This is a genomic window from Streptomyces sp. NPDC050743 (assembly GCF_044456925.1).
In the GTDB taxonomy this organism is placed as follows: Bacteria; Actinomycetota; Actinomycetes; order Streptomycetales; family Streptomycetaceae; genus Streptomyces.
Map to the genome: position 1 here is coordinate 29,121 of NZ_JBITGJ010000016.1, position 23,274 is coordinate 52,394.

A 23,274-nucleotide genomic window follows, 5' to 3' on the forward strand; every position below is an offset into this window, starting at 1 on the left:
GCGTGTGAGAACACCTCGCTGAAATACTCAGTGCGCTGATTAATGGCGAAGAGATGAGGCTTCACGGATGGACAAGGTGGTCGCCACGGCCCTGGAGGCGGTGGCCGATGTGCCGGACGGCGCGTCCCTCGCGGTCGGCGGATTCGGGCTGAGCGGTGTGCCGAACGTGCTGATCCAGGCGCTGTACGAGCGCGGGGTCGGCGCCCTCTCGGTCGTCTCCAACAACTGCGGGGCCATGGAGTCCGGACTCGCGGTGCTGCTGGCCGCCGGGCGGATCAGCCGGGTGACCGGCTCCTACATCGGCGGCAACAAGGAGTTCGCCCGCCAGTACCTCGGCGGTGAGCTGGAGCTGGAGCTGATTCCGCAGGGCACGCTGGCCGAGCGGCTGCGCGCGGGCGGCGCGGGCATCCCCGCCTTCTACACCCCGGCCGGGGTCGGCACCCAGGTCGCCGAGGGCGGGCTGCCCTGGCGCTACGACGGCTCCGGCGGCGTCGCGCTGGCCTCGCCGCCGAAGGAGGTGCGGGCCTTCGACGGCACCGAGTACGTCCTGGAGCGCGCCATCCGCACCGACTTCGCGCTGGTTAGGGCCGCGAAGGGCGACCGGCACGGAAACCTGGTCTTCAACAAGTCCTCCCGGAACTTCAACCCCCTCGCGGCCATGGCGGGGAAGGTCACGATCGCCGAGGTGGAGGAGCTGGTCGAACCCGGCGAGATCGAACCGGACGCCGTCCACCTGCCCGGCGTCTTCGTGCAGCGGGTGCTGGCCCTCACCCCGCAGCAGGCGGCGGACAAGCGGATCGAGCAGCGGACGGTGAGCAGCTGATGGCCTGGACACGCGAGGAGATCGCCGCGCGGGCGGCGCGGGAGCTGCGCGACGGCCAGTACGTCAACCTGGGCATCGGCCTGCCGACGCTGATCCCGAACCACCTCCCTGCGGGCGTCGAGGTCGTCCTGGAGTCGGAGAACGGCATCCTGGGCACCGGCCCCTACCCGACCGAGGACCAGGTCGACCCGGACCTGATCAACGCGGGCAAGGAGACCGTGACGGTCCTGCCGGGCGCGTCCTTCTTCGACTCGGCGCTGTCCTTCGCGATGATCCGCGGCGGGCACATCGACGTGGCCGTGCTGGGCGCGATGCAGGTCTCCGCCGGCGGTGACCTGGCCAACTGGGCGGTGCCGGGCAAGCTGGTCACCGGGATCGGCGGCGCGATGGACCTGGTGCACGGCGCCCGTCAGGTGATCGTGGTGATGACCCACACCGCGAAGGACGGATCCCCGAAGATCCTCAAGGAGTGCACGCTGCCGCTCACCGGCACGTCCTGTGTGAACCGAGTCATCACCGACCTTGCGGTGCTGGACGTCACCGAGGGGGGCCTGGCCCTCGTGGAGGCCGCCCCCGGCGTCACCGTCGACGACGTCGTCGCCCGGACCGACGCCGAACTCACCATCCCGGAGAATCTGCTGTGAACGCCGTCAACAGGCTCAATACGGTGTACCTCGTCGACGCCGTCCGCACCCCCATCGGGCGTTACAACGGCGGCCTGGCCTCCGTACGCCCCGACGACCTCGCCGCCCACGCGATCCGCGCCCTCCTCGCCCGCACACCGGAGCTGGACCCGGCCCGGATCGAGGACGTCTACTTCGGCAACGCCAACGGCGCCGGCGAGGAGAACCGCAACGTGGCCCGCATGGCCGCGCTGCTGGCCGGGCTGCCCACCAGCGTGCCGGGCGTGACCGTCAACCGGCTGTGCGCCTCCGGCCTGGAGGCCGTGATCCAGGCGGCCCGCGCCATCGCCGTCGGCGACGCCCACATCGCCCTCGCGGGCGGCGTGGAGTCCATGACCCGCGCCCCCTACGTCCTGCCCAAGTCCGACCGCCCCTTCCCGGCCGGACACGCCGAGCTGTACTCCACCACCCTGGGCTGGCGCATGGTCAACCCGGCGATGGATCCGCAGTGGACCGTCCCGCTCGGCGAGAGCGCAGAACTGATCGCCGACAAACACAAGATCAGCCGCGAGCAGCAGGACGAGTTCGCCCTGCACAGCCACCACAAGGCCGCCGCCGCCCAGGAACAGGGCCTGTTCGACGCCGAGTCGGCGCCCGTGCCCGTCCCGCAGCGCAGGGGCGAGCCGGTCCCCTTCGCCGCCGACGAGTGCGTACGCCCCGACGCCTCCCTCGCCGCGATGACGAAGCTGAAACCGTCCTTCCGCACCGAGAACGGCACAGTGACCGCCGGCAACGCCTCCCCGCTCAACGACGGCGCCGCCGCCCTGCTCCTCACCGACGAGGCGGGCCTGAAGGCGACCGGCCGCGAACCGCTCGCCCGGATCTCCACCACCGGAGTCTCCGCCACCGACCCGCACTACTTCGGCCTCGCCCCCGTCGAGGCCGTCAACCGGGCGCTCGCCAAGGCCGGCAAGGCATTCGCCGACCTGTCGGTGCTGGAGCTGAACGAGGCCTTCGCCGCCCAGGTCCTCGGCTGCCTCGCCGAATGGCCCGGCCTCGACCCGGCGATCCTCAACCCCCAGGGCGGCGCCATCGCGCTCGGCCACCCGCTCGGCGCCTCCGGCGCCCGGCTCGCCGGCACCGTCGCCCACCAACTCGCCCGCCGCGGCACCGGCACCGGCGTGGCCACCCTCTGCATCGGCGTGGGCCAGGGCCTCGCCCTCGTCCTCGAACGCTGACCCCCTAGGACGTCCCATGACTCTCACCCAGGCCGACATCGACCTCGAAATCGCCACCGAGCACGCCGCGTACGAGAAGCGCGTCGCCGACGGCGCCCCCGTCGAGCACCACCCGCGCCGCGACTACGCGCCCTACCGCTCCTCGGTGCTCCGCCACCCCAAGCAGCCCCTGGTCGCCATCGACACCGCCCAGGACCCGGAACTGGTGGAGCTGCACTCCCCCGCCTTCGGCGAGCGCGACATCACCGGGATCGACAACGACCTCACCCGGCACCACCGGGGCGAGCCCATAGGCGAGCGGATCACCGTCTCCGGGCGGCTGCTGGACAGCGCCGGGCGCCCGGTGCGCGGCCAGCTCGTCGAGATCTGGCAGGCCAACTCGGCGGGCCGCTACGCCCACCAGCGCGAACAGCACGACGCACCGCTCGACCCGAACTTCACCGGTTTCGGCCGCACCCTCACCGACGCCGAGGGCCGCTACCACTTCACCACCATCCAGCCCGGCCCCTATCCGTGGCGCAACCATGTGAACGCCTGGCGTCCGGCCCACATCCACTTCTCGGTGTTCGGCACGGCGTTCACCCAGCGGCTGGTGACGCAGATGTACTTCCCGAACGACCCGCTGTTCCCGTACGACCCGATCCTGCAGTCGGTGACGGACGACGCGGCCCGGCAGCGGCTGGTCGCCACCTACGACCACGGCCTGTCGGTGCCGGAGTTCTCGCTCGGCTACCACTGGGACATCGTGCTGGACGGCCCGGCCGCCACCTGGATCGAGGAAGGACGCTGACCGCCATGACGAAGATCGACACGAGCAGCCCGGAGCAGGTGCTGCCCACGCCGTCCCACACGGTCGGCCCGTTCTACGGCTACGCCCTGCCCTTCCGCGGCGGCGAGGAGATCGCCCCGCTCGGCCACCCGGACACGATCACCGTGCACGGCTACGTCCTCGACGGCGAGGGCAAGCCGCTGCCGGACGCCCTGGTCGAACTGTGGGGGCCGCGCCCCGACGGCACGGTGCCGCGGGTGGACGGTTCCATCCGGCGCGACCCGGCCACCGGCGGATACCTCGGCCGCAACGGCGTGGAGTTCACCGGCTGGGGCCGCATCCAGACCGACGCCGACGGCCACTGGTACGCCCGTACGCTCCGCCCCGGCGCCCGCGGGCAGAGCGCCCCGTACCTCAGCGTCTGCGTCTTCGCGCGCGGCCTGCTGGTCCACCTGTTCACCCGTATCTACCTGCCCGACGACGCCGCGGCACTCGCCGCCGACCCGCTGCTCACCCGGGTGGGCGACCGGCGCGACACACTGATCGCCGCCGAGGAGAGCCCGGGCACCTACCGTTTCGACATCCGCCTTCAGGGCGAAGGCGAGACGGTCTTCCTGGAGTTCCAGTGACACCTGCGTCCCCTCCGTACGCCGACACCGGCCTGCTCGCACCCGAGTGGGGGCAGTCGGGCGCCGCGTCCGCGACCGGTGACCACGCGTATCTGCGGGCGCTGCTCGACGCCGAGGCGGCGCTGACCCGCGCGCAGGCCGCCCTGGGCCTCGCCCCGGCCGAGGCCGCGGCGGCGGTGACCGAGGCTGCCGTCCCGGACCGGTTCGACATCCGCTCCCTGGCGGCTCGGACCCCAGCCGGCGGCAACCCGGTCATCCCGCTGGTCGCCGACCTGACCAGAGAGGTCGGCGAGCAGTACGGCCCCTACGTCCACAGGGGCGCCACCAGCCAGGACATCATGGACACGGCGACGATGCTGGTCGCCGTGCGCGCCCTCGGCCCGGTCCTGGCCGACCTGGGCCGCACCGAGCGGGCGCTGGCCCGGCTCGCCGCCGAGCACCGGGACACGGCGATGCCGGGACGGACGCTGACCCAGCACGCCGTACCGACCACGTTCGGGCTGAAGGCGGCCGGCTGGCGCTCGCTGGTCCTGGACGCAACGGACCGCGTCACCCGGGTACGGGACTCGCTCCCCGCCCAACTCGGCGGCGCGGCCGGTACGCTGGCGGCCTTCCAGGCGTACGGCGCCCAGGACGCCGCCGCGCTGACGGCGGCGTACGCCCGCGAAGCGGGGCTTGCGGCACCGGCGCTGCCCTGGCACACGCTGCGCACGCCGATCGCCGACCTGGCGGGGTGCCTGGCCTTCACCACGGGCGCCCTGGGCAAGCTCGCCGTGGATGTACTGACGCTGACGCGCACCGAGATCGGCGAGGTGAGCGAGGGCAGCGGCGGCGGTTCGTCGGCCATGCCGCACAAGGCGAACCCGGTGCACTCGACGCTCCTCCTGGCCGCCGCCCGCCGTGCCCCCCAGCTCGCGGCCACGCTGTACGGCTCCGTCGCCGCCGAGGACGAGCGGCCGGCCGGCGCCTGGCATGCCGAGTGGGAGCCGCTGCGCGACCTGCTCCGGCTGGCGGGCGGCTCGGCATCCCACGCGGCCGAGCTGGCCGAGGGCCTGCGTGTGCACCCCGCCGCGATGCGCCGGAACCTCGGTCTCACCCGGGGTCTGATCGTGTCCGAGCGGCTGTCCGCCGCTCTCGGCCCCGTTCTCGGTCGTGCGCGGGCCAAGGAGCTGCTGACCGAACTGGCGCGCCGTGCCCACGCCGAGGACCGTTCGCTGCGCGAACTCCTGAGCGAGCAGGTCGAGTTGAAGGACCTCGACCTGGACGACCTGTGCGCCCCCGCCGACTACACCGGTTTCGCCGGTGCCCTCACCGACCGTGCACTGGAGCGACGTTGACCGAGAAACTCCTCAACCACCTGGCGGAAGGCTCCGCCTCGGCGCCCCCGCTGCTGCTGGGGCCGTCGCTCGGCACCTCGTACGCCCTGTGGGACGCGGTCGCGCCGGAGCTGTCGGCCGCCCATCGCGTGGTGCGCTGGGACCTGCCCGGCCACGGCGGATCGGCGCCCGAGTTGATCGGGCCGGGCGCGACCGTCGGCGACCTGGCCGCGCTGGTGCTGGCCCTCGCCGACGCGCTCGGCATCGACCGGTTCGCCTATGCCGGCGTCTCCCTCGGCGGCGCCGTCGGCCTCCACCTGGCCGTGCACCACCCCGACCGGCTGACCTCGCTGGCCGTGCTGTGCTCCTCCGCCCACTTCGGCGGCGCCACGGCCTGGCGCGAGCGGGCTCAGCGGGTGCGCGGCGAGGGCATGGAATGGCTGGTGGAGAGCGCCGACGCGCGCTGGTTCACCCCCGGCTTCAGCGTGCCGGGGCTGGTCCGGGACCACCGGGAGGCCGATCCGGAGGCGTACGCCGCCTGCTGCGACGCGCTCGCCGCGTTCGACCTGCGCGACCGGCTCGGCGACATCGCCGTACCGACACTCCTCGTGGCGGGCAGGCAGGATCCCGCGACACCGCCCGCGCATCTGCGGGAGATCGCCGACGCGGTGCCCGGCTCGACGCTGGTCGAGCTGCCCGGCGCCTCCCATCTGGCGCCCGCCGAGTGCCCGCGGGCCGTGCTGACGGCGCTGCGCACCCAGCTCGACGGGCCTCCGGCGAGCGGCATGGCGGTGCGCCGGGAGGTGCTGGGCGACGCGCACGTGGACCGGGCGCAGGCCCGGCAGACCCCGTTCACCGCCCGGTTCCAGGACTTCATCTCCCGCTACGCCTGGGGCGAGATCTGGACCGATCCGACGCTGTCCCGGCGCGAGCGCAGCATGATCACGCTGACTGCGCTGGTCGCGCACGGCCACTACGACGAACTGGCCATGCACGTCCGGGCGGCGCGCCGCAACGGGCTGACGTCCGAGGAGATCGGCGCGGTGCTGCTGCAGACCGCCGTCTACTGCGGGGTGCCGGCCGCCAACTCCGCCTTCGCGACGGCCCAGCGGGTCCTCGCCGAGGTGGACGAGGAGGAGGGGCGGGCCGAGGGCCGAGGGTGACCCTGCCGGTCGTAGCTTCAGCAGCACCTCCCTCGCGGCGCCGGGCCGTGCCTAGGGTGGCAGCATGTCCACCATTCTGATCACCGGCGCCACCTCCGGACTCGGCCGGTACGTGGCCTTCGAACTGGTCCGCTCCGGCCATGTCGTCCTCGCCCACGGCCGGGACCGGGACCGCACCGAGCGGCTGGTCGCGGAACTGCGCACCGAGGGCGAGGCCGAGGGGTTCGTCGCCGACCTCGCCCGCCTCGCCGAGGTGCGTGAGCTCGGCGCCCGGGTCGCCGAGGCGCACCCCGGCCTCGACGTGCTGATCAACAACGCGGGGGTGGGCGGCGGCGCGCCCGGCTCCGGGCGGGAGCTGAGCGCCGACGGCCACGAGCTGCGGCTCGCCGTGAACTACCTCGCGCCCGTCGTCCTCACCCGGTCGCTGCTGCCGGTCCTGCGGGCCAACGCGCCGGCCCGGATCGTGAACGTCGGCTCGGCCGGCCAGGAACCCCTCGCCTTCTCCGACCCGGAACTCACCCGCGGCTACACCGGCATGTCGGCGTACTGCCGCAGCAAGTTCGCGCTCGCCGCGCACACCTTCACGCTCGCCGAGGAACTCGCGGACAGCGGGGTGTCGGTGAACGTCCTGCACCCGGCCACCTTCATGGACACGGCGATGGTCCGCGAGAGCGAGATCGCCCCGTGGAACTCGGTCGCCGACGGCGCACCGGGCGTCCTGGCCCTGGCCACCGAGGAGTCGGGCAGCGGTGGCTACTTCGACGGCACGCGGCGGGCCCGGGCGCACGAGGAGACCTACGACCCGGAGGTACGCAAGCGGCTGGCGGCGGTCACGGAGCAGCTGCTCACGGTGTGAGGTCCGCGGCGGGGCGCTAGCGCAATCCCCGTCCCGTCTCCAGCACCTCCCTCGCCTGGGCCACGAGTCCTTCCGCGCCGCAGGCCCGGGCGAGGTCCAAGCCCCGGTTCAGTTCCGCGACGGACCGGGCGGCGATGCCGTACTCGACGCGGGCCGCCGCGTGTTCGTACTGGCAGGGTGAGGCCTCCAGGTAGGTGACGGCCTGGGCGGCGAGCTGGACCGCGCGCCCGCCGGTCTCCAGGGCGGCGGCGCAGCGCAGGGCCTCGCCGATGGCGGTGTCCGTGCCGAAGCGCTCGGCCTGCCGGCGGGCGTCGGCGGCGAGCTGCGCGGCACGGTCCGGGTGCTGTTCGGCGAGGGCCTTGGCGAGGTCGATGGACCAGGGCGAGAGGACCGGGTTGTGGCCGCCGCGCGAGGCGGCGGTCTTCTCGGCGGCCTCCAGCTCGTGGACGCCCTCCTCGGTGCGGCCGACGGCGAGCAGCAGCCGGCCCCGTACGCAGCGGATGTCGGGCAACACGATCGTGGAGGGGTAGGGCGGCGCGAAGCCGTACTGCTTGGCGATCGACCAGGCCTCGCCGACCCGGCCGCGGGCGAGCAGCGTGTCGACCAGGCCGCAGGTCGCCGACCAGTACAGCGGCAGCCGGCGGCCGACGCGTTCGGCGAGGACCAGGGCCTCGCGCAGGGTGGACTCGGCGTCGCGCAGCCGGCCCTGCCTGCGGTAGGCGAGGCCGAGGAAGGCGTTGGCGAGGGAGAGGTGGCCGCCGCGCCAGCCGGCGCCGGTGTAGACGCGCAGGGCCTCGGCGAAGAGGCTCTCGGCGCGGTCGAGCCGGTCGGTGTAGGCGTAGGCGCTGCCCAGCATCATCAGCAGCTCGATGCCCCACTCGGGGTCGGTCCAGCCGAGGCCGGGGGCGAGACGGCCGTTGACGAGGGCGCGGTCGCACAGTTCGAGCACCTCCTCGGCGCTCTCGCCGTGGGTCATGGCGTCGAAGCCGCGCAGGATGAGCAGGGCGCGTTCGGCGTTGTCGCGGCCGGTGCAGGTGTTCGCGAGTTCGGCGAGGCGCCGGGAGCGGGCCGGGGAGACGGTCTCGCCGTGGATGCCCTCCCACATGAACTGCACGGCCTGCAGCCGCAGCTGCACGGGGCCGGGTTCGTGGCGGGCGGCCTCGGCCTCGACCGTGCGGACGGCCTCCTCCAGCTGGTCGTTGTGGAGCAGGGCCTGGGAGAGCCGGACCACGGCGTCCACCCGCCGTTCGCCGTCGAGGCCGGGCATGCCGAGCGCGTGCTGGAGGTGCTCGATGGTGACGGCGGGCGCGGTGAGCAGGGTGGCGCAGCCCAGTTCGTACAGGACGTGGGCGTGGACCTCGGGGAGCGGCGGCTCCTGCAGGGCGCGTTCCAGACAGGTGTGGGCCGCGTCCGGCGCTCCGACGGCGAGGTGTTCGCGGGCGGCCTCGCGCAGCTGCTCGACGAGTTCCTCGTCGCCGTCCGGGTGCACCTTCAGCAGGTGCCGGGCGGTCTGGGCGGCGCCGCGGCCCAGCTCGGTGATGAGCTGGGCGGCGACGCCGTGCATGGCGGTGCACACCCCGGACGGGATGGAGTTGTAGACGGCGCTGGCGATGAGCGGGTGGACGAACTCCAGCTCGCCCTCCTCGCGTTCGGTGCCGGCGCCCTGTGTCCCGACGGGCTCGGGTTCGGTGAGGATGCGGGCGGAGCAGAGCAGTTCGGCGCAGTGCCGGGCGACGGACTCGTCCATGGTGGCGAGGCGGGCGACCATGCCGACGGTGATGCCGGTGCCGAGGATGGCGGCCGCCCAGGCGAACTGGGTCGCCTCCAGGCCGAGCCCCTTGAGCCGGTCGACCAGTCCGCCGCCGCGGGCGGCGCGGTTGAGGGCGCGCAGTTCGCCGGCCCAGGCCTCGACCGGCTGCAGTTCGCTGTCCTGCACCTTGGCGAGGAGTTCGGTGGTCTCGTAGGGGTTGCCCGCGGTGACGGCCCAGACCTCGCGGCAGAACGCGTCGTCCGCGTGACGGCCGAGGGTGGCACGGGTGAGCCCCGCCGCCGCGTCGGGCGTGAGGGCGCTGAGGTTGTTGACGGGGCGGGCCGCGGCGGCGGCCACCGCGTCGAGGTGGCGGGCGCTGTCGCCACTCACCTCGCCGGGGCGGCGGGCGACCACGACGAGCACGGAGAGGTCGTCCAGGCGCTCGGCGAACGCGGCGAGCCAGCGCAGCGTCTCCTGGTCGGCCCAGTGCGCGTCGTCGATCAGCAGCACGAGCGGCCATTCGCGGCGGGCGAGCCGGCGCACCGCGGCGACCAGACCGTCGCACACGTACTGCGGGTCGGCGGTGCCCTCCTGCGGATCGGCTATGCCGAGGGCGGGTCCGGCGATGTCGTACCAGTCGCCGAGGTACTCGCGGGCCTCCTCGGGCAGCAACGACAGCAGGGCGGGCTGGAGCAGCTGCCGTACCACGTTGAACGGGACGGACTTCAGGGTCTCCGCGCCGCGCGCGGACCACACGGCGCAGCCTCGGCGTTCGGCGATGCGCCGTGTCTCGGCCAGCAGCGCGGTCTTGCCGAATCCCGCCTCGCCTCGGAAGACCAGCAGACTCCCTGCGGAGGACTGGTCGGCGCACAGGAGGTCGAGTGCCTGTGCGACGGTGGCGATCTCGGCGTCCCGCTCCCACAGGGAAGCCGAGGCGGCCGTCGGCGGCCGTCCCTCCGTCATCCCGTTCCCTCCCCAGGTCGCCCGAATGACGTACAGACCCTGAGCGTAGCCGTCCGGTGGGGTGCGTGGTGGCCGCTCGGGGCAGCTGTTGCCCCGGCGGGTGAAAGCGGGTATGCACAGGCGACGCGCACCCCGCCCGAACAGCCGGTCAGGCGGCGGACGGAGCGTCAACCGTTCGGCTGGACGCGGCGGTCCGGGCGTTCGGCGGCGGACGTACGGCGGACGACGCGGACGGCGCGCCGGCAGGCCACGGGCGATCGGAGCGGCGGTTGCTGCGCGGGCCGGTGCCGTTGGTGGTGGAGGCGGCGGAACCGGGGCCGCAGGACGGCTGCGACCGGGAGTCGGAACAGGGCACGGGAAAATTCTCGGCGGTGAAATGTCCGGTCCGGTCGATTGGCGGCGGATCCTCTCATCACACTTTCACTGTCGCCTCATACGGTGGGGTCATGACGCAGGTGACTCCCCCCGGGTGGTACCCCGACCCCGGGCAGACGAACGACGGTCCGCCCACCGAACGCTGGTGGGACGGCAAGGCCTGGACGGACCAGACCCGCCCCGCCGGGACGGCCGCCACGTGGGGTCCCCCGACGCAGCCGCCGCCGGCCGGCGGTCCGCACCCGGCCGCTCCGGCCGCTCCCCCCGCCTATGGCGCGCAGCCGGGGTATCCGGCGTATCCGGGTTACCCCGCCCCGCCGCCGGCCGGGCAGCCCCGGCGCGGTGTGCGCACGGGGATAGCCGTCGTGGCGGCGGCCGCGGTTCTGGCGAGCATCGCGGTCGGTGTCTGGGCCCTCGCCAAGGACCCCGACGGCGGCAGCGCCGACCGGGCCGGGTCCGGCCAGAGTGCGGCGGGCGGACAGGACGGCGGTCAGGGCGGGCCGGGCGGCGGCTTCGGCGGCCAGGGCGGATCCGGGGGCTCGGACGGCTCCGGGGGCTCGGGCGGGTCCGGCGGTCCGGGCGGGTCCGGCGGCGCCTCACCCTCGCCGAACCAGTCCGAGGCACCCAAGGTCAAGGGCGGCGGCACGGTGCCGGACCCGGTCAACGGCATCAGCCTGCCGGTGCCCGACGGCTGGACCGGGCAGACGATCAGCGTCGGCGCGGAGGTGACCTCCGACGACTCCTACAAGTGCCCCGGCAACTCCACCCAGACCTGCACCCCGGGCGGCGCCTACTCGGCTCCGGCCCAGGCGCTGGGCATCAAGGGCGACACGGCCGAGAAGGTCGCGAAGGCCGACATCGCGGCCAACGCCAAGCAGTCCTACGGCGGCACCACCTACGGCAGCATCACCTCGCACCAGGTGCTGGGCTCCGGCGCGGTGACGGTGGCCGGGCAGAAGGGGTACATGGTGCGCTGGAAGGCGGTCACCAGCAAGGGCGCCGACGGCCTCGTCGAGTCGGTCGCCTTCCCCTCGCCCGACGACGCCAAGCAGATCGTGGTGGTGCGCTTCGGCATCGACGTCGGAGAGAAGACCTCGGTGATCGACGAGATCCTCAAGGGGATCAAGGTCTCGTCGGGCGGTGGGAACGGCCAGGACGTCTGATCCGCGGCCGCCGGACCGTGATGCGGTCCACGGCCGACGGGAGATGATTGCGGCCGGGCGGGGCTCCCCTCCGCTCAAGAGGAGCCCCACCCGCCGGGGGGTGCGCGCCGCCCCCGTCCCCACGGTGCGGCGCGGTCAGGTCGCCGTTCAGTCATCCCGTGAACGGCGGCCTGGGTCTCAGGTCAGCCCGAGCGCAGGCAGCACGGTGGCTTCCACGAACCCGGTGAGATAGTTGCCGTCGGCGTACTGGCCGCAGAGCACCGGCCGGATGCGCAGCACGCCGAACATCATGGCGGGGATGTACTCCAGCGCCGGATGGCCCGCCCGGACCTCACCCCGGGCCACGCCGCGCGCGAGCATCTCCTGCAGCGCGGCGATCTCCGGGTACACCAGCGCCTCGCGCAGCGCCTGGGCCAGCTCGTGGTCGGCCGTCACCGCGGGCCCGAGCGCCTGCAGCAGCCTGGTGTCCTTGGCGGACCAGTCCCCCGCGGCCCGCGCCGCCTGGCGCAGGTCCTCGGCGAGCGATCCGGTGTCGATGCCGGCGAACCGCACCCGGCGGCTGGCGCGCAGCGCGGCCGCGACGAACTGCGGCTTGGTCTTCCACTGCCGGTAGAGCGTGGACTTGCTGCACCGGGTGCTGGCGGCGACGCCCTCCATGGTGACGGACTCGTAACCGCATTCGCGGATCTGCTCCAGCACGGCGTCGAAGAACTCCCGCTCACGCTCGGGCGTGATCTTGGAGCGGCGCGAGGCGACGACCGTCTCCGGTCCGTCCGCGGCCTGCGACGTCATGCGGTGTTTCCCCTCACTCGTGACCTGAGGTCATTCCTGCACGGCCCGCCGAAGCACGGCTTGAACCCGCGCTCCGGGCGGTGTCTCCAGTGTGGCGCACATCAACCGAGACGCAAGTGTACCGGTACTCGGCCGTATCGGTACACTGACGTATCGGTACGATCACGTATCGATGAGCTCCGGCCCCGCAGGCGGGGGCTCGCCCGCACCACCACACGCACCACCGTCAGCGAAGGGGCCGGGGGATGAATGCCCGAACCGAGCCTGCAGAGGCAGAAGCGGAGCCGCCGGACGCGATAGCCCGGCCGCCGCTGCTGCGCGAGTTCCTGCTCGTCGCGGGGCTCTTCCTCGTCTACAAGCTCGGCCGGCAACTGGCCACCGGACACACCGCGAACGCACTCCACAACGCCCACCGCGTGTGGGACCTGGAGCGGGCGCTGCGTCTGCCCCACGAGAACGCCGTGCAGTCCGCACTGCTGCACGGCGACACCCTCGTCCACCTCGCGAACACCTACTACGCCACCGTCCACTTCCCGGCGACGCTGGCCTTCCTGGTGTGGCTCTATCTCAGGCGGCCCGCGCACTACGTGTGGGCCCGCCGGATCCTCGCGGTCGTCACCGCGGCCGCGCTGGTGCTGCCGTTCACGTTCCCGCTGGCCCCACCGCGCATGCTGACCGGCGACGGCCTGGTGGACACCGCCCGCCTCTACGGCCCGTCCGTGTACGGCCCGCCGTCCAGCGACCATCTGTCCAACCAGTTCGCGGCGATGCCGTCGCTGCACTTCGGCTGGGCACTGATGGTGGCGATCGGCCTGATCGCGGCCACCCGGTCCCGGTGGCGCTGGCTGTGGCTGCTGCACCCGCTGATCACCCTGCTGGTGATCGTGGGCACGGCGAACCACTACTGGCTCGACGCGGTCGTCGCGACGGCCATGCTCGGCATCACCCTCGCCGTGATCCACCCGCCGCACCGGACGGCCGGCCCGGTGGGGCGCGGGGCCGGCCGGCTCGCGGCGCGCGAGCCCGTCCTGGCGGGAGCGGGCCGATGAGCGCCGCCGCCCTGATCGCCATCGCCCTCTCCCTCGTCTCGGCCGTCGCCTACGCGCTGGCCGCCGTCGCCCAGGAACGCCTCGCCTCCCGCAGCGCCGGTACCGGCCTGCTGCGACTGCTCGGCACCGGCGCCTGGTGGTCGGCGGTCGGACTGAACGCGGGCGCCGCCCTGCTGCACGTCGTCGCCCTCAAATACGGACCGCTCACCCTGGTCCAGCCGCTGGGCGCGCTCACTCTGGTCGCGGCCGTACCGCTCGGCGCGCGGGCGGCCGGGCGCCGGGTCAGCGCGGTGGAATGGCGCGGTACGGCGCTGACGCTGCTCGGGCTCGCCGCGCTGCTCGTCACCGCATCCGGTCCGGCGCCCGCGCGGGTGCTGTCGCTGACCGAGGCACTGGCGGTCGCGGGTACGACCGCCGCCGCGATCGGCATGCTGTCCTGGCCCGGCGCCCGGCCCGGCCTGAGGCATGCGACGGCGTCCGGTTTCGCCTCCGGTGTCGCCTCGGCGCTGACCCAGACGGTGACCGTGGCGGCCACGGACCGCACCGGCCCGGTACTGAGCACCGAGGTCATCGTGGTCGCCGTGCTCGTCGCCGCGTTCGCCGTCGGCGGGCTGCTGCTCTCGCAGACCGCCTACCGCGGCGGCCTCGGCGCGCCGCTGGCCGTGGTCACCCTCGCCAATCCGGTGGCCGCCGCGGTCATCGGCCTCACCCTGCTCGGCCAGGGTCTCCAGGGTGGCCCCGCCGGCGTCCTGCTGGCCCTCGCCGGAGCGGGCCTGGCCTCCTGGGGCGTGGTCCTGCTCACCCGGGTGACCGTCCAGCCGGTGCCCGCGGACGACGACCATCCCGTGGCGGCGGTGCTGGCCCTGGAGCCGGACACGGCGACCGCCGAACCGGCCCTGATGCCACGGCAGCCGGAACAGCCCGGACACCTCACGGCACTCTGAGAGGGCACGGGCCTCGCCGGCCGGCCCGGGGCATGAGTGCGCCTGCCCGGACATGCCGCTCGGCCGCTTGACTTCGAGAGCACTCCAATTCGTAGCGTTCCGGGCATGAGTACTGCACAGCACAAGATCGGCTCGGGTTTCGGCGCCACCAGCACCGCCGACGACGTCCTGCGGGGCATCGACCTGACCGGAAAGCTCGCCCTCGTCACCGGCGGTTACTCGGGCATCGGCCTGGAGACCACCCGCTCGCTGGTGAAGGCCGGCGCCCACGTGGTCGTGCCCGCCCGCCGCCCGGCCACCGCCGAGCAGGCCGTGGCCGACATCCCCGGCGTCGAACTGGACGAGCTGGACCTCGGCGACCTGGAGAGCGTGCGCGGCTTCGCCGAGCGCTTCCTCGCCTCCGGACGGACCATCGACATGCTGATCGACAGCGCCGGGATCATGGCGTGCCCGGAGACCCGCGTGGGGCCCGGCTGGGAGGCCCAGTTCGCCACCAACCACCTCGGTCACTTCGCCCTGGTCAACCGGCTGTGGCCCGCGATCGCGCCGGGCGGTGCCCGAGTGGTCTCCGTCTCCTCGCGCGGCCACCACTTCTCCGGCATCCGCTGGGACGACATCCACTGGCGGCGGGGCTACGACAAGTGGGAGGCGTACGGCCAGGCCAAGACCGCCAACGTCCTGTTCGCGGTCCAGCTCGACAAGCTCGGCCGTGACGCAGGCGTCCGCGCCTTCGCCCTGCACCCCGGCGGCATCATCACCCCGCTCCAACGGCATCTGCCCAAGGAGGAGATGATCGAGCGCGGCTGGATCGACGAGGACGGCAACGTGCTCGATCCCGAGGGCTTCAAGACCCCGCAGCAGGGTGCGGCCACCCAGGTGTGGGCGGCCACCTCGCCCCAGCTGGACGGGCTCGGTGGCGTCTATCTGGAGGACTGCGACGTCGCCGAGCCCGCGCCGGAGGGCGAGGAGCGTGCCGGTGTCAAGGACTGGGCGACCGACCCGGAGCAGGCGGCTCGGCTGTGGGCGCTGTCGGCGGAACTGACGGGCGTCGACGCGTTCGCCGCCTAGACATGTCGGCGCGGCCGCGCCCCGGACATCCGACGACGACACGCGACGGCGGCCGGTGCGCACGTACTCCGCGCGCGCCGGCCGCCGTCGCCGTGCTCTTCGTGTCTCGTTCTCCCCCGTCGGGGCCTGTTCAGTTCCAGCCCCGCGAGTCCTGCTTGAGGGCGGTGTCGACGGTCAGGGCCGTCGCCACCACGAGGCTCAGCAGCGGCTCGGGCAGCTGGTAGTGGATCTGCAGGACGTAGTTGTCCGCGGTCGTGAAGAGCGTCTTGGCGAGGCCCTCCCAGGTCTTGGTGATCCGGGCGACCTCGTTGTCCGCGTGGTCGACGATCGCGAAGTTCCACGCCCGCCAGTTCTCCGCCTTGATCGCGCCGACCTGCTGGCCGTTCGCGTTCATCGCGAAGTTGATCTTCCCGATCATGTTCTGCTGGACGATCTCGCCGACCTGCGAGCCGTCCGGACGCGACACGATGACGCGGGACTTGAAGAACTTCGCGGGCCGGGTCAGCAGCAACTGCGGCTGGCCGTAGGCGTCGCGGATCTCCAGCTTGTGGGTCATGAACTGGTCGAGGCTCGAGACGAAGCGCAGGATCTTCTTCAGCGCGCCCTGCCCGACCTCGGTGACCGAGCCGATGTCCCGGCCGTGCTGATCCATGACCTTGTACTCGTTGGTCAGCTCGATCAGCTTGGCCTTCTGGTTCACGACCAGGACGGGCTCGGTGAAGAGGGTGCCGCCGCCGGGGCCGCCGGCCGCGACCCCGGCCTGCTGCTGCACCTGGCGCTGCACCTTGGGGTCGACGGCCGGCGCCTGCGGGGCGCCGTACTGCTGCGGGACAGCCTGCTGCTGGGGAGCGGCCTGCTGATGCGGCACCTGACCGGCGGGCTGCCCCGCCGGGTTGGTGTGCTGGGTCCACTGCGCGCCGTCCCAGTAGCGGAGCGTCTGCGGCGCTCCGTGCGGATCCGGGTACCAGCCTGCCGGAGTGTTCGATTGCGTGGTCACCGGGGCACACTACCTTGATGTGACTGGTACCTGACCAGTCCGCACGGAGCGGTGTTCATCGCCCGTTCACTCCGAGGCGATCGCCGGGTCGCTGACGCCGGGGTGACCGTTCTCGACATGGCCGGCGAAGCCGCGCAGGAAGGCCGGGTCGGCCTCGCTGGTCACCGTCACGTCGTACCAGCGCTTGCTCGCCCTGAGGTCCACGGTGTGCTTGACGGTCGCGCCGGGCCGTACGGTCACGGTGGCCGGAGCGCCGCCGTAGCCGTTGGCCACCTTCAGCTTCACGATGCCGGAACCCTTGTTGGTGAAGGTGAGTTCCAGGTCGTCGCCCGCGTGCCGCGCGGTCGCCTCCGGTCCCGCGGCCTTGCCCTTGCCCTTGAAGACGCGCAGGAAGCCGTTGGGGCCGTGCACGGCGAGGTCGTGCACACCGCCGGAGTAGGCCGAGTTCCAGGTGTCGGTCAGGGACTTGCCGGCCGCGGTGGTGTAGGTCCAGGAGCCGTCGGTGCGGTTGCCGGAGGTCACCAGGAAGGCGGCGCCCGCATGCGCCCCCGAGGCGAACGTGAGCGTGAGGGTGCCGGCCGCGGTGTCCGCGGAGCCGTCGACCACCGGGGCGTACTTCAGCGGGCGGGTGGGCCGGCTGCCGCGCTCCTGCTTGGGCAGGGCGGGGTGGGCGGGCGGCTTGGGCACGTAGTCGGGGTGCCGGTTGTGGTCCGGCGGCTCGTACGCGGCCGTGGACGGCAGCGCGACCGGCTTGGTGTCCTTGCGGGAGAAGTCGAAGGCGGCCGTCAGGTCGCCGACGACGGCGCGGCGCCAGGGGGAGATGTTCGGCTCCTGCACACCGAAGCGGCGCTCGATGAACCGGACGATCGAGGTGTGGTCGAAGGTCTCGGAGCAGACGTAACCGCCCTTGCTCCACGGGGAGACGACCAGCATCGGCACGCGCTGGCCGAGCCCGTAGGGGCCGGCGACACGGCTCGCGTCGCCCTTGTACAGGTCGAGGGAGACGTCCACGGTCGACTTGCCCTGGGCGCCGGAGGCGGGCGGGTACGGCGGGATGACGTGGTCGAAGAAGCCGTCGTTCTCGTCGTAGGTGATGAACAGCGCGGTCTTGCCCCAGACCTCGGGGTTGGAGGTGAGCGCGTCCAGGACCTGGGAGACGTACCAGGCGCCGTAGTTGGCGGGCCAGTTGGGGTGCTCGGTGAAGGCCTCGGGGGCGACGATCCAGGAGACCTGCGGCAGCTTGCCGGCCTTGACGTCGGCCTTCAGCTGGTCGAAGAAGCCCTCGCCCTTGCGTGCGTCGGTGCCGGTGCGGGCCTTGTCGTACAGCGGGTCGCCGGGCTTGGCGTCGCGGTACTGGTTGAAGTAGAGCAGGGAGTTGTCGCCGTAGTTGCCGCGGTAGGCGTCGTCGATCCAGCCCCAGCCGCCGGCGGCGTCCAGACCGTCGCCGACGTCCTGGTAGATCTTCCAGGAGACCCCGGCCTTCTCCAGCCGCTCGGGGTACGTCGTCCAGCCGTAGCCCTTCTCGTCGTTGCCGAGGACCGGGCCGCCGCCCTGGCCGTCGTTGCCGACGTAACCGCTCCACATGTAGTAGCGGTTCGGGTCGGTCGAGCCCATGAACGAGCAGTGGTAGGCGTCGCAGATGGTGAAGGCGTCCGCCAGCGCGTAGTGGAACGGTATGTCCTCGCGGGTCAGGTGCGCCATGGTCGTGGTGCCCTTGGCCGGCACCCACTTGTCGTACTTGCCGCCGTTGAACGCGGCGTGCGTGTCCTGCCAGCCGTGCGGCAGGTCCTGGAGGAACGCGAGGCCCAGGTCGTCGGCGTCCGGGTGGAAGGGCAGGATGTCCTTGATGCCGTCGGACTGCTTCCAGACCGAGCGGCCGTTCTGCGTCACGGAGCGGGGGTCGCCGAAGCCGCGGACGCCTCGGAGGGTGCCGAAGTAGTGGTCGAAGGATCGGTTCTCCTGCATGAGGACGACGATGTGCTCGACGTCCCGGACCGTACCGGTGCGATGGTACGCGGGCAGTGCGGCGGCGCGCTGGATGCTGCTGGACAGCGCGGTGAACGCCGTCGTGGCGCCCGCGAGTTGGAGGAATCGGCGCCGATTGACTTCGGGCATGGGTTTGCGGGTCCTCTCGTCCTGACGTTCGCGATACCGCCCACATGACGGAATGTGCGCGCAGCGAGTGTTCCAAGAGCAACAAACGTCAGGGAAGGGCCTGATGGCGCCCGTGTGAAAGTCGGGGGTACGGCGGGGGTGCGCCGCACGCGCGAACAGCGGCCCGGCGAGGAACCTGAGCCAGTTGCTGTTATTTCATGGCCAGGAACGCGGCTACGCCGCTCCCCGAAATCCGGAGAAAGCCGACAGCCAGGCCGCCCGTCCACGCGAGGGCTCCCTCGGCAGGCGGGCACCCGACTTCGACGAGGGACGGTAAGGAAGCGCAACACCGTCGAGCGGGCGGTCAATGAGCTCAAGCAGTCCCGGGGGCCCTCGCGCCCCCGCTGCGACTGACGCGGCTGTGTCTTTCGCGCACCGCCACCGTTGCAGCCCTGGTCATCTGGCTACGTACATGATGGCCATTCGCCATGTCCTAGGCGCCCGCCGAACGGCGACCCAGGATGGGCTCGGCGAGAAGTCTCGCCATCCCGCAGAGAGTTTGGCCGTGCCGGGCGAAAAGTTCGTCACGCGAGTCGAAATGGCCGAGGTCCGCCAGAACGTAGGCCGAGAGATCGCACGCGGCGCCGGCGGCCGGGCAGACCGTCGCGCCGTCCCAGTCGATCGCTGTCCTGGACAACGCCTCGAAGAGCGTCTCCGCGCCGGCGTTGGTGAAGCCGCCACTGCTGCCTTCGCTCAGCTCGTCGAGACCACCGAAGAGTTCCGAGACTGTCAACCAGGGCGCGGTGAGGTGTTCGGTCGGTGACAGCCCGTCAAGGCGGAACTCCGGCCATGCGAGCACAACTTGGTGGGGGACGATCCGATGGAAGCGAGGGAAGCGCGGATACCAGAACCGCCCGTCCACCAGCAGGCCACGCACCCGCGTGGCCACCCCGGATGCCCGCGCCACGGCTTCCAGTACCGCCAGGCGTTGACTGCACGAGCCGCGGCGGCGGCGAAGCACCTCCGACACGGGCCGCTCGTCCTGGACCGAGTACACCGGCTGCACGACTGCGGCAATCCATCGGTGAGCCTGGCGCAGGGCCGCTATCCGGTGGTCGGGATTTGAAGTCCCCGTAGAGTCCGCCGGGATGCCGATGCGTCGGAGCAATGCGGCAACGTTCGGATGCTGCCAGTCGAGAATCCGCGTCGGGGCCCTGCTCCCCGCGACTGTTCCCCTGGCGGCCCTGCGCATGCGGACACGGCCTCGCGGCGTGAGGAGCGAGCTCGTCATGACCGTGATCCTCTCGTCCAGCACATTCCAGGCGGCAAGACGTATCGTGACAGGAAATTTGAACACGTTCAACTGTGGTGGAGCCTTGCCGGCCTGACTCGGCAAGACCGACCGGACAGGTCCTGGTCGGCGGAGTGCCGGGGATCCCACCGCAGCAAGTGCACTCCCAAGCCTGGGACGACCTCATGCCACGCCGGCGTGGCCCACTCGACCACCCATCGGAAGATGCCCAGGCCCCTGCCGCGGTGCCGCCCGTGTTCGGTGATCATGGGCAGATCCCCTGGACCCATACTCCAGGACTACGCCACCCGCGTGGGAGAGGCCGCTCAGGCGCCGTGCAGAGGACCGGCGTGATCCCGTGGTCGCGAGTCGCCGAAGACGGTGCCAGGGATCGCGCCGCCCGGGTGCCCGTGCCGTGAACGGACTCAGCCGGTCTCGGAAGCGGGCAGGACCGCTTGGCCCAGCCAGCGGCAGGCGATGAGGGCCAGTTGGAGGTCGAGTTGGTCCTCGTCGAGGGGGCGGCCCCGCTGCTCCACGGCCTTTGCCACCCGGTACTTCACCGTGTTCTTGTGCAGGTGCAGTCGCTGTGCGGCGGCGACATGGCTGCGGCGTTCGTTCAGGAAGACCAGCAGGGTCTCGCGGAGCCGTGCCGCCGAGTCCGTCCCGGCGTCGAGGCCTCCCAGTGACGAGGACACCAGTCGGCGGGTCCCCGCGAGGTCTGCCGCGAGGAGTGCAGCGGTCCGCACGCCGGGTTCCGTGTAGCAGGTGAGACGGCGTGGGCGGCCGTCACCGATCGTCGCGACCTGGGCTGCCTGGAGCGCGTCCTCGTGGGACTGGCGGAAGCCCGCCACGCCGAAGCCCGGCGCGCCGAGTCCTCCCAGGATCCTGGGCGCCGTGCCGTCGAGAGCAGCCTCGGCGCGGGCGGGGTCCGGTGGCTCGGCCCGTCGACCGACGGGGAACCACGTCCAGGCGGTGGACCGGTCCTTGGGCCACACGAGCGGCGCGCCCGTGGCACCCACCGCCTCGCCCAGGCGTCCCGCCGCGGATTCCAGCATGCGCAGGTCGCTCGGGGAGTCGTGCTCGCCCGCGGTCCACAGCACGGCCGCGATGTGGTGCTGGCGCAGCCTGAGGCCCAGCGTGCTCTCGGCTGCCGCCGCATCCACGGACTCTGCTGCGAGGAGACGTTCGAGTATCTGCGTGCGCACGGTGCTGCGGTGCGCGAGCCAGCGCTCCCGCTCGACCTGGTAGTCCTCGATGACCTGCTCCGAGATCAAGTCTATGTAGCGGAAGATCACGCTGAGCAGCGTCTGCACCGCCGCGAGCGCCCGGACGGGATCCGGGAAGGCGCGGACGAGTTCGTCGACCGCCCAGGTCACGTGGACGTGCTGGCCGAGCCGGTAGGCCCGGATCAGAGCGGTCGAGGCGACCTCGTACTGCGCCAGTCGGCGCGCGTACTCCCGCGCGCCCCGCGGAGCCCTGATGTCGCCCACGCCGATCTCGCCGCCGTAGACCTCGGCCGCCAGGCGGAGGTTGCTCTCGACGCTCTCGGCCAGCATTCGCCGGGTGACGGGGTCCTGAGGGAGGTCGGGGATCTGTTCGGTGAGGAGTGCGGTCATGGAGGCGGTGAGCTCGGTCACCCGGCTCTTGAGCGACGAGCTCACGACAGCCATGTCGGCCAGTTCCGGGTCCTCGCCCCACTGCGCCATCCGGCTCTCCCTCACATGGTCCTGTGCCAGAGGGACAACTGTCAGCGATGGTTCTCCGTTCTGGCAAGGGTCCCATCCCCGCTCCTTGCGGCTCGGCGGTACGAAGTGCCGCGACTTTCTTGGCCCCCGGAGACAGTGACGGGCGTCACGGTCAGTTTCTACCGTCCCGGGGCGAGCACACCCGCAACGAAAGGACGTCCATGGCGGGCATGGAGTACCTCCCCTGGCGCGGGAGCGCCCTTCACGACGAACGACCGTGCATCCGCGACGAGCGGCATCGGCTGACGTACGCGGAGTTCGCGGCGTGGGTCGAAGCGGCGGCCGAGCAGTTCGCCGAGCACGGTGTCGGTCGCGGATCCGTGGTCGGGATCATGCTGCCGAACCGCGTGGAGCTCCTGGTCGCGATGGTCGCCGCCTGGCGCATCGGAGCGGCGGCGACCCCGGTCAACCCGATGTTCACGGTGAACGAGGCTGACTACCAGATCCAGGACGCGGATGCCGCCCTCGTGGTCAACGCCGGCCCCGACGCGCCCGACGGCGGCAGGCCGGCGCTGGCGGTCGACGCGCTGCGCCGCGAGCCGAAGGGGATCCTGCCGCCGGCGGCCACTCGGTCCGACGAGCTCGCCCTGCTCGTCTACACCAGCGGCACCACCGGCCGCCCCAAGGGTGTGATGCTCGATCACGCCAACCTCGAGGCGATGAGCTCGATGATGGCCGACACCATGCGGCTGACCTCCGCAGACCACTGTCTGCTGTTCCTGCCGCTGTTCCACGTGAACGCGATCTGTGTGAGCTTCCTCGCCCCGATGCGCAGCGGCGGGCAGTTGAGCGTGCTGCAAAGGTTCACCGTCGAGGGGTTCCTTGACGCCGTGGAGCGCCTGCGTCCGACGTACTTCTCGGGCGTGCCGACCATCTACGCGATGCTCCTGGCCCAGCCGCGCGAGGCGGACTTCTCCTCGGTCCGGTTCGCGGTGTGCGGTGCCGCCCCGGCCTCGAAGGAGTTGCTGCGGTCGGCCGAGGAGCGGTTCGGCTTCGTGCTCGCCGAGGGATACGGACTCACCGAGTGCACGTGCGCGGCGACCAGCAACCGCTGGGACGGCGTGCGGAAGGCCGGCACCGTCGGCCCCGCCCTCCCCGGACAGCGCGTGGAGATCATGGCTCCGGACGGCCGGATCCTGCCCAGGGGGGAGCGCGGCGAGGTCGTCGTCCAGGGGCCCAACGTGATGCGGGGCTACCTCAACCGCCCCGATGCGACCGCCGACACCCTGCGGGACGGCTGGCTGCACACCGGCGACGTCGGCGTCCTGGACGAGGACGGCTACTTGCGGATCGTCGACCGGATCAAGGACATGATCATCCGGGGCGGCGAGAACATCTACCCCAAGGAGATCGAGACGGTTCTCCTCGCCCATCCTGGGGTGATGGAGGCCGCTGTGATCGGTGCGCCGGACGAGAAGTTCGGCGAGGTCCCGTTCGCCTACCTGTCCCGCTACCCGGGGGCGGACCTCGACGTCGTCGACGTCCTGAAGCGCTGCCAGGACCAACTGACCCGGTTCAAGGTGCCCGTCGGCGTCCGCGTGCTCGAGGCACTGCCCAAGAACCCCATAGGCAAGATCGACAAGCCGGCGCTGCGACGGCAGCACCGCATCACCACGGGAGCGTGAA

The 23,274-nt window shown here is 72.3% G+C and carries 19 protein-coding genes; 13 read left to right on the top strand and 6 right to left on the bottom strand.

The annotated features are described in order from the left end of the window. Positions 1 to 67 precede the first annotated feature (67 nt). The 8 genes from ACIBJF_RS18140 to ACIBJF_RS18175 all read left to right on the top strand — a co-directional run bounded on the left by ACIBJF_RS18140 (position 68) and on the right by ACIBJF_RS18175 (position 7,417). Entirely contained in the window at positions 68 to 823 is a 756-nt protein-coding gene (locus tag ACIBJF_RS18140; protein ID WP_399174709.1) for a CoA transferase subunit A, read from the top strand. Then, positions 823 to 1,467 (top strand): CoA transferase subunit B, encoded by a 645-nt coding sequence (locus tag ACIBJF_RS18145; RefSeq protein WP_399174711.1) that lies wholly within the window; start codon positions 823 to 825, stop codon positions 1,465 to 1,467. Before ACIBJF_RS18140 ends, ACIBJF_RS18145 begins: the two co-directional genes overlap by 1 nt. Then, on the top strand, positions 1,464 to 2,684 hold the full coding sequence (locus ACIBJF_RS18150; RefSeq protein ID WP_399174713.1) for a thiolase family protein: 1,221 nt from the start codon (positions 1,464 to 1,466) through the stop codon (positions 2,682 to 2,684). The genes ACIBJF_RS18145 and ACIBJF_RS18150 overlap by 4 nt, the downstream gene beginning before the upstream one ends. Before the next feature lie 16 nt (positions 2,685 to 2,700). Continuing rightward, positions 2,701 to 3,474, top strand: a complete 774-nt coding sequence (pcaH, locus tag ACIBJF_RS18155) for a protocatechuate 3,4-dioxygenase subunit beta (RefSeq protein WP_399174714.1) — start codon at positions 2,701 to 2,703, stop codon at positions 3,472 to 3,474. A gap of 5 nt (positions 3,475 to 3,479) precedes the next feature. Further along, on the top strand, positions 3,480 to 4,082 hold the full coding sequence (pcaG, locus tag ACIBJF_RS18160; RefSeq protein ID WP_399174716.1) for a protocatechuate 3,4-dioxygenase subunit alpha: 603 nt from the start codon (positions 3,480 to 3,482) through the stop codon (positions 4,080 to 4,082). Further along, positions 4,079 to 5,419 (top strand): 3-carboxy-cis,cis-muconate cycloisomerase, encoded by a 1,341-nt coding sequence (pcaB, locus tag ACIBJF_RS18165; RefSeq protein WP_399174717.1) that lies wholly within the window; start codon positions 4,079 to 4,081, stop codon positions 5,417 to 5,419. Before pcaG ends, pcaB begins: the two co-directional genes overlap by 4 nt. Next, a complete protein-coding gene (gene pcaD, locus ACIBJF_RS18170) occupies positions 5,416 to 6,561 on the top strand; it encodes a 3-oxoadipate enol-lactonase (protein ID WP_399174718.1) in 1,146 nt (381 codons plus the stop codon). Before pcaB ends, pcaD begins: the two co-directional genes overlap by 4 nt. A gap of 64 nt (positions 6,562 to 6,625) precedes the next feature. Beyond that, positions 6,626 to 7,417 carry an SDR family NAD(P)-dependent oxidoreductase gene (locus ACIBJF_RS18175; protein ID WP_399174720.1) on the top strand — a complete coding sequence of 264 codons (792 nt, stop codon included), beginning with the start codon at positions 6,626 to 6,628 and terminating at the stop codon, positions 7,415 to 7,417. A gap of 16 nt (positions 7,418 to 7,433) precedes the next feature. Here the strand turns inward: ACIBJF_RS18175 and ACIBJF_RS18180 are convergent, their stop codons facing one another. After that, positions 7,434 to 10,130 (bottom strand): ATP-binding protein, encoded by a 2,697-nt coding sequence (locus ACIBJF_RS18180; protein ID WP_399174721.1) that lies wholly within the window; start codon positions 10,128 to 10,130, stop codon positions 7,434 to 7,436. Positions 10,131 to 10,576: 446 nt separating this feature from the next. Between ACIBJF_RS18180 and ACIBJF_RS18185 the strand changes: the two genes are divergently transcribed. Next, positions 10,577 to 11,668, top strand: coding sequence for a DUF2510 domain-containing protein (locus ACIBJF_RS18185; RefSeq protein ID WP_399174722.1), 1,092 nt, complete (start codon positions 10,577 to 10,579; stop codon positions 11,666 to 11,668). A 177-nt stretch (positions 11,669 to 11,845) separates the two neighbouring features. Here the strand turns inward: ACIBJF_RS18185 and ACIBJF_RS18190 are convergent, their stop codons facing one another. Further along, entirely contained in the window at positions 11,846 to 12,460 is a 615-nt protein-coding gene (locus ACIBJF_RS18190) for a TetR/AcrR family transcriptional regulator C-terminal ligand-binding domain-containing protein (protein ID WP_399174724.1), read from the bottom strand. Between the two features lie 245 nt (positions 12,461 to 12,705). Here ACIBJF_RS18190 and ACIBJF_RS18195 point away from each other — a divergent pair, with 245 nt between their 5' ends. The 3 genes from ACIBJF_RS18195 (at position 12,706) to ACIBJF_RS18205 (ending at position 15,521) form a co-directional block, all read left to right on the top strand. After that, the gene (locus ACIBJF_RS18195) at positions 12,706 to 13,509 is read left to right on the top strand and encodes a phosphatase PAP2 family protein (RefSeq protein ID WP_399174726.1); all 804 of its coding nucleotides are present in this window, start codon (positions 12,706 to 12,708) and stop codon (positions 13,507 to 13,509) included. After that, positions 13,506 to 14,453 (top strand): hypothetical protein, encoded by a 948-nt coding sequence (locus tag ACIBJF_RS18200; RefSeq protein WP_399174728.1) that lies wholly within the window; start codon positions 13,506 to 13,508, stop codon positions 14,451 to 14,453. Before ACIBJF_RS18195 ends, ACIBJF_RS18200 begins: the two co-directional genes overlap by 4 nt. Positions 14,454 to 14,558: 105 nt before the next feature. Then, positions 14,559 to 15,521, top strand: a complete 963-nt coding sequence (locus ACIBJF_RS18205) for an SDR family NAD(P)-dependent oxidoreductase (RefSeq protein WP_399174729.1) — start codon at positions 14,559 to 14,561, stop codon at positions 15,519 to 15,521. Positions 15,522 to 15,651: 130 nt separating this feature from the next. Here ACIBJF_RS18205 and ACIBJF_RS18210 read toward each other — a convergent pair whose 3' ends face one another. The 4 genes from ACIBJF_RS18210 to ACIBJF_RS18225 all read right to left on the bottom strand — a co-directional run bounded on the left by ACIBJF_RS18210 (position 15,652) and on the right by ACIBJF_RS18225 (position 21,609). Continuing rightward, complete coding sequence (locus ACIBJF_RS18210) at positions 15,652 to 16,518, bottom strand: phospholipid scramblase-related protein (RefSeq protein WP_356317392.1); 867 nt, start codon at positions 16,516 to 16,518, stop codon at positions 15,652 to 15,654. A 66-nt stretch (positions 16,519 to 16,584) separates the two neighbouring features. Then, positions 16,585 to 18,633 (bottom strand): phosphocholine-specific phospholipase C, encoded by a 2,049-nt coding sequence (locus ACIBJF_RS18215; protein ID WP_399174731.1) that lies wholly within the window; start codon positions 18,631 to 18,633, stop codon positions 16,585 to 16,587. 472 nt (positions 18,634 to 19,105) lie between these two features. Continuing rightward, a complete protein-coding gene (locus tag ACIBJF_RS18220; protein WP_399174844.1) occupies positions 19,106 to 19,903 on the bottom strand; it encodes a transglutaminase domain-containing protein in 798 nt (265 codons plus the stop codon). Positions 19,904 to 20,328: 425 nt separating this feature from the next. Continuing rightward, positions 20,329 to 21,609 carry a PucR family transcriptional regulator gene (locus ACIBJF_RS18225; protein ID WP_399174733.1) on the bottom strand — a complete coding sequence of 427 codons (1,281 nt, stop codon included), beginning with the start codon at positions 21,607 to 21,609 and terminating at the stop codon, positions 20,329 to 20,331. 200 nt (positions 21,610 to 21,809) lie between these two features. Between ACIBJF_RS18225 and ACIBJF_RS18230 the strand changes: the two genes are divergently transcribed. Further along, the gene (locus ACIBJF_RS18230; protein ID WP_399174735.1) at positions 21,810 to 23,273 is read left to right on the top strand and encodes a class I adenylate-forming enzyme family protein; all 1,464 of its coding nucleotides are present in this window, start codon (positions 21,810 to 21,812) and stop codon (positions 23,271 to 23,273) included. Position 23,274: the final 1 nt, after the last annotated feature.

What these genes read in the sequence shown, in the direction of transcription:
- ACIBJF_RS18140 (WP_399174709.1), top strand. Translation starts at nt 68, where the DNA reads ATGGACAAGGTGGTCGCCACGGCCCTGGAGGCGGTGGCCGATGTGCCG.
- ACIBJF_RS18145 (WP_399174711.1), top strand. Translation starts at nt 823, where the DNA reads ATGGCCTGGACACGCGAGGAGATCGCCGCGCGGGCGGCGCGGGAGCTG.
- pcaH (WP_399174714.1), top strand. Translation starts at nt 2,701, where the DNA reads ATGACTCTCACCCAGGCCGACATCGACCTCGAAATCGCCACCGAGCAC.
- pcaG (WP_399174716.1), top strand. Translation starts at nt 3,480, where the DNA reads ATGACGAAGATCGACACGAGCAGCCCGGAGCAGGTGCTGCCCACGCCG.
- ACIBJF_RS18175 (WP_399174720.1), top strand. Translation starts at nt 6,626, where the DNA reads ATGTCCACCATTCTGATCACCGGCGCCACCTCCGGACTCGGCCGGTAC.
- ACIBJF_RS18180 (WP_399174721.1), bottom strand. Translation starts at nt 10,130, where the DNA reads ATGACGGAGGGACGGCCGCCGACGGCCGCCTCGGCTTCCCTGTGGGAG.
- ACIBJF_RS18185 (WP_399174722.1), top strand. Translation starts at nt 10,577, where the DNA reads ATGACGCAGGTGACTCCCCCCGGGTGGTACCCCGACCCCGGGCAGACG.
- ACIBJF_RS18190 (WP_399174724.1), bottom strand. Translation starts at nt 12,460, where the DNA reads ATGACGTCGCAGGCCGCGGACGGACCGGAGACGGTCGTCGCCTCGCGC.
- ACIBJF_RS18195 (WP_399174726.1), top strand. Translation starts at nt 12,706, where the DNA reads ATGAATGCCCGAACCGAGCCTGCAGAGGCAGAAGCGGAGCCGCCGGAC.
- ACIBJF_RS18200 (WP_399174728.1), top strand. Translation starts at nt 13,506, where the DNA reads ATGAGCGCCGCCGCCCTGATCGCCATCGCCCTCTCCCTCGTCTCGGCC.
- ACIBJF_RS18205 (WP_399174729.1), top strand. Translation starts at nt 14,559, where the DNA reads ATGAGTACTGCACAGCACAAGATCGGCTCGGGTTTCGGCGCCACCAGC.
- ACIBJF_RS18215 (WP_399174731.1), bottom strand. Translation starts at nt 18,633, where the DNA reads ATGCCCGAAGTCAATCGGCGCCGATTCCTCCAACTCGCGGGCGCCACG.
- ACIBJF_RS18220 (WP_399174844.1), bottom strand. Translation starts at nt 19,903, where the DNA reads ATGACGAGCTCGCTCCTCACGCCGCGAGGCCGTGTCCGCATGCGCAGG.
- ACIBJF_RS18225 (WP_399174733.1), bottom strand. Translation starts at nt 21,609, where the DNA reads ATGGCGCAGTGGGGCGAGGACCCGGAACTGGCCGACATGGCTGTCGTG.
- ACIBJF_RS18230 (WP_399174735.1), top strand. Translation starts at nt 21,810, where the DNA reads ATGGCGGGCATGGAGTACCTCCCCTGGCGCGGGAGCGCCCTTCACGAC.